Below are 5,237 nucleotides of genomic sequence, written 5' to 3'. Positions count from 1 at the left end.
TACGAATACTGCCACAATAGCTTCCATTATAATTCACCCCCCATCAACGCCACTGATATTTGCTGTTGTTTCATGGGGGTTTATACTCTTTAGGAATGTATTATAGATGTCAGGATATTGACTTACTAATTCAGAGTTAATTTGTAATACATTGACATAGTCAGGTGCAAATGCAACCATATTGCTAATTCTATTTCTTTCTATGTTAAGTTCAATTAACGTTTGAAGAGCATTTTGATTGATACCTGTGGCGCGGCTCACATTTGAAATTTGTAAAAGGGCACTATATGGAGTAATATCAGGATCCAAAGTCGAAGCTGAGTCAGATGAAGGTCTTGGATGAAAGAACATATTAGACTTGAAATCTTGTGCTATGAGTTTTGAACCAATTAGCTTTCCATTGATAGTAATTAAACTTCCATTTGATTGGTACGGAAACCCAATCTGACCTATTGCTACTAGAACAAGAGGATAAACTATGCCTGTTACAACTAGCATAATAACTACTACTTTAATCGCCGGACTAAGCATGTCCTTATTGATATACCCTCTCAACTGTTCTGTTTTTTTCTCTTTCCCTCCTTTTCCATCTGATCTTAATGCAGAAAGAGTGTCAGTAGCATATCAATTGCCTTTATTGCCACAAAAGGTAAGGCCACTCCACCAAGACCATAGATGAGCATGTTTCTGATGAAAGTTTTCTCAGGGGGCTCAGGTCTGAATGTTACACCTCGTAACGATAGCGGAATTAATGCTGGTATGATTATCGCGTTAAATATTAACGTGGCCAATATAGCAGTTGTAGGGCTATGCAGTTGCATTATATTAAGAACAGCAAGCTTTGGATTAGTTGCTATAAACATGGCCGGGATTATTGCAAAATATTTTGCCACATCGTTTGCTATGCTGAAGGTCGTAATTGCTCCACGGGTCATAAGCAATTGCTTACCGAGTTTTACCACCCTTAATATCTTTGAAGGGTCTGAATCTAAATCAACCATGTTTGCAGCTTCTTTTGCAGCAGCAGTTCCACTATTCATTGCTAGTCCAACGTCGGCTTTTGCTAATGCCGGTGCATCATTTGTTCCATCTCCAACCATACCAATTACATGGCCCTTCAGTTGTTCTTCTTGAACTCGTGTTAGTTTGTCGGAAGGCTTTGCTTCTGCCATTATTTGGTCTACGTTAGCTTCTTTTGCGATTACTTGAGCAGTCAAAATATTATCTCCTGTAATCATTACGGTAGTTATACCAGCTGCACGAACTTCCTCGAGTCTTTGGCAAATATTCTCCTTGAGGTTGTCCTTTAGAGCTACAAGACCTATAGCTTCAATATCTATCGCCACTAGAAATGGAGTTTGACCATTCTTAGAAATTTCTTGGGCCTTCCATTTCAATTCAGCTTCATTAACGTTGGGAACTAGTTTTAGCATTGTTTCAACAGAACCCTTGAGGATTTTAAACTCTTGATTGCGACTGTCCAGTTCTAGCAGCATTTTACTGACTTTGCTGTCGACGTTTTCATCAGTTTTGAGTTGGCGTCCTGCATCTCCATTTCCATCCTCAAACTTGTGAATGGCCGTAGCTTCTTCTTGCAGTTCTGAACTTAGTTCTACCCTTTTATTTTTTATTAATTCAATTCCACTGTAACAAGTCTCCGCACTAAACTCTAACTGTCTTGCAACAAGCATTTTTTCTACTAGCGGAGGAATAAATCCTTTCTCTTCTGCCAAATGTACTATTGATTTTCCTTCGTGGGTATTGTCATGAATTGATGCTGCGAATGCCGCTTGTCCGACATCCCGCTCTGTATATTTTTCTAATGGTATAAAAGTAATAGCAGCTCTGCTACCTTCAGTAATTGTTCCGGTCTTGTCCAGAATCAAAATATCCGCATCCCCTGCTGCTTCGATCCCTTTTCCAGATTTGGCTACTATATTATCTCTTCCTATTCTGGTAATACCTGCAACACCTATAGCTGATAGAAGGCCACCTATTGTCGTTGGCATAAGAGCCACTAAAAGTGCAATTAACATACCAATATCTGCAATATATCCAAGGAAGTAGGCAAAGAAAAGAAGACTACCAACTACCATGATAAATATTAATGATAGTCCAGCAAGTAGTATAGTAAGTGCTATCTCGTTCTTTGTCTTTGGCCTTGTTGCACTTTCTATTAAAGTCACCATTTGGTCCAGGAAACTTCTACCAGCCTCTGAAGTGATTTCGATCCGTAGTCGATCACTTGCTATTCTTGTTCCCCCGATGACATGATCATCCTTCTCTTTGAAAACAGGATTTGATTCTCCTGTCATCATTGATTCGTCCACAAAGGCCTTTCCTTCCATAACAATACCGTCTCGTGGAATTACTTCACCGGAATAAACTAAGACTTCATCTCCAGGTTTCAGAGTCCTAGAATTAACAATGACTTCTCTCTTATCTCCTACGATTTTTCTTGCAGTAACTTCACGCTCTAGATTCCTTAGAGAGTCTACCCTAGCTCTAGCCTGAGCCTCAGATAACGCTTCTGAAAATGTAGAAAACCACACGGTTATAATTAATATTACTGCCGATGCATAATAGAAAGCCTGAGTTTGACTAGCAAAGACCTTTGGTATATGTGTAAGACCCATGCCAACAAATAGTACTACCAGGAATAGAACTTCTACTGTAAACATTACAGCATTTTCCCTTGCTAGATACCATGGATTTAGCTTCAGTACAGAGTTACCGATTACCTTGCTGATATTTATATTCGAGATGCCTCTGCTACCAGGAAGGGCTTCGGTACTTTTCTTACCATTGTATACTAATTTTCTTATCATTTTAGACAATTTTCCTCATTCCTATTTCCATTTTCATATTCATCATACTACATTGAAAACGGTCCTATCACTATAACTGGGAAGAAGGTCAGTGCAGTAAGAAGGAATGTCATTACTAACAATACTGCAATAAATAAGGGACCATGTGTTTTGATTGGTTCAATTGCTTCTTTTCTGTCTTTGAGCGTAAATGAACCTGCGATTGCGAGAGCCAATATTATTGGTGGATACCTTCCTAGAAACATAACTATCCCAGTCGACCAATTCCAGAATGGATTATTTGCGGAAGTTCCAAGATAATCAGAACCGTTGTTGGCTGCTGCAGAGGTATACTCATATAATGCTTGAGTGAAACCAGAAACTGTAGTCATTTTGCCAGCAGGAACTGCCAAAATACTCTGAGCATTCCCAGAAGCGAAAGCGATTACAGCTGGAATGAATATAATTGCAGGATGTATCAAAAAGATAAATGCTGCCAATTTGATATCTATTGGACTTATTTTCATATTCATAAACTCTGGAGTCTTGCCCACCATCAAACCCACTATGAAAAGGGTTAGGACGACGTAAATAAGCATGTACAAAATTCCTGTTCCATCTGCTCCTGGAATAGATTGAACGAACATTGCAAGGAAAAATGATATTACAGGATTTACAGACATTCCGCTTAGAGCAGAATTAGCTGCTCCTGTATTTGTAGCGATAGAAACAGTATTGAAAAATTCGCTGCCAAAACTTCCGAATCTAGTCTCTAAACCAGTCGGTCCACTTGTTTGACTGAAGGATATTGCCAGCAAAATTCCAAACCCGATAAGTATGGCTAAAAGTAGTGATATTCCTCTGGCTTTTCCCACCAACTTGGCATAGGCTATAGGAAATGAGACTGGAATAATTAGCATCAGGAACATCTCATATATATTGGAAGGGCCATTAGGATTTTCAAACGGATGGCCAGAGTTTGAGCCAAAGTATCCACCACCATTGCTTCCAAGCTCTTTAATAGATTCTAATGATGCTACAGGACCTGTTGTAAAAGTTTGATTGTGGCCTTCTAAAGTATGATTGATTGTAACTGATGGGCTCAGGGTTTGTGGAGACCCCAAAAACATAAGAAGTAGAGCCGAAACAAAAGCAACTGGTAGTAACAAGGTTAAAATTATTCTTATAAAGTCGACATAGAAATTACCGAGGCCAAAATTCTTTCTTATAAAGGATCGAATGAAAGCAAACGCAGCTGCAATTCCAGATGCTGGGGCTATAAACATGGCAAAGGTGATCGCAATTATTTGTGTAGTTACGGTTAATGTTTGGTCGCCTGCAAAGTGTTGTAGATTAGTATTTGTTATAAATGAAACTGCTGTATTGAATGCTAAATCAATAGAAAGTCCATTCACATGCGATGGAGAGGGAATATATCCCTGTAATAGAAATACAAGGAAGATAAATACACCTATGATTATATTAGTAATGAACAGAGAAAAAGCGTATTCCTTCCACGTCATTTGCTTATTTTTGTCAATACCAACGATTTTGTAAAATCCGTTTTCAACTCTGGCTAGCGGAGCCTCCAATGGTCTCATTTCATAGGATATCATCCTAGCTAAATACATGCCAAAAGGCACTGACAGTCCTATGGTTCCTCCTAAAACCACAACTAGCTCTATAACAGGATTCACACCAGCAAGACACTCCTTTCGGAGCTGATTTCAACTCGCTTGAACGAACAAAAGAAAAGCGAGATGATGTTCAGTTTTCTAGCAGCAAGCAACAGGGTTATTTCCACATAGGTCACTCACTAAATAGATTGTAACTTCCCAATAGATTTTATGAGATATTTATAGTTTATGTTAATGATATAAGAATAATTTATTTAAATTATAGTTTATGTAACATTTCCTACAATAAAAAATACACTTATGGAAGGAATAATGTTGCTTGGTACCATTCATTGAAAAATCTATGAAAATAGATATAACCTAATCAATCTTTTAAAATACATTTGTCCTCCAGCATTACCAAAATAAACTATCATTAGTTGAGCATAAACGGATAAGTACGATTAGCTAGTCGCTATTCGATTTTACATATCCGGCTAATGGCACTAATGGATGAAGCCTTTTAGGTACTCATTTAACATTTTTGCACCTTCTTATAGCCCAAGCTCAACAACTTACTATCATTCGCTTAGGTGAACCTTTCGAGAGAGGTTTTACCTGTTTATTTTTCTTCATAGAATAGATGATTCCCAGATACACATTTCCATGTATTAGTGGTCTCCGAGGTAGTTAGGAATTGGTTATTTGTGGTCAAATGTCTAGGGCATTGTGCCATAATAACTATTAAAGGTCATGGCTCTTTATTTTTTATCACCAAACAACTCGACAAATTCTATCTTAAAGTCATACAAAA

The 5,237-nt window shown here is 38.1% G+C and carries 3 protein-coding genes; all 3 read right to left on the bottom strand.

Features of this window, described 5'->3' with window-relative positions; genetic code table 11:
• Positions 1-33: 33 nt before the first annotated feature.
• From DYY65_RS09700 to kdpA, 3 genes are read right to left on the bottom strand one after another with little or no spacing between them, the layout of a single operon-like run.
• A complete protein-coding gene (locus DYY65_RS09700) occupies positions 34-555 on the bottom strand; it encodes a potassium-transporting ATPase subunit C (RefSeq protein WP_162477761.1) in 522 nt (173 codons plus the stop codon).
• A 41-nt stretch (positions 556-596) separates the two neighbouring features.
• Positions 597-2,828, bottom strand: a complete 2,232-nt coding sequence (locus DYY65_RS09695) for an HAD-IC family P-type ATPase (protein ID WP_201449446.1) — start codon at positions 2,826-2,828, stop codon at positions 597-599.
• 47 nt (positions 2,829-2,875) lie between these two features.
• Positions 2,876-4,504 (bottom strand): potassium-transporting ATPase subunit KdpA, encoded by a 1,629-nt coding sequence (gene kdpA / locus DYY65_RS09690; RefSeq protein ID WP_162477760.1) that lies wholly within the window; start codon positions 4,502-4,504, stop codon positions 2,876-2,878.
• Between the last annotated feature and the right edge of the window lie 733 nt (positions 4,505-5,237).

Origin of the sequence: Nitrososphaera sp. AFS (genome assembly GCF_009898475.1) — an archaeon.
GTDB lineage: Archaea > Thermoproteota > Nitrososphaeria > Nitrososphaerales > Nitrososphaeraceae > Nitrosopolaris.
Note: the sequence above shows the minus strand (reverse complement) of the source record. Positions and strands in the feature narration are given on the sequence as shown.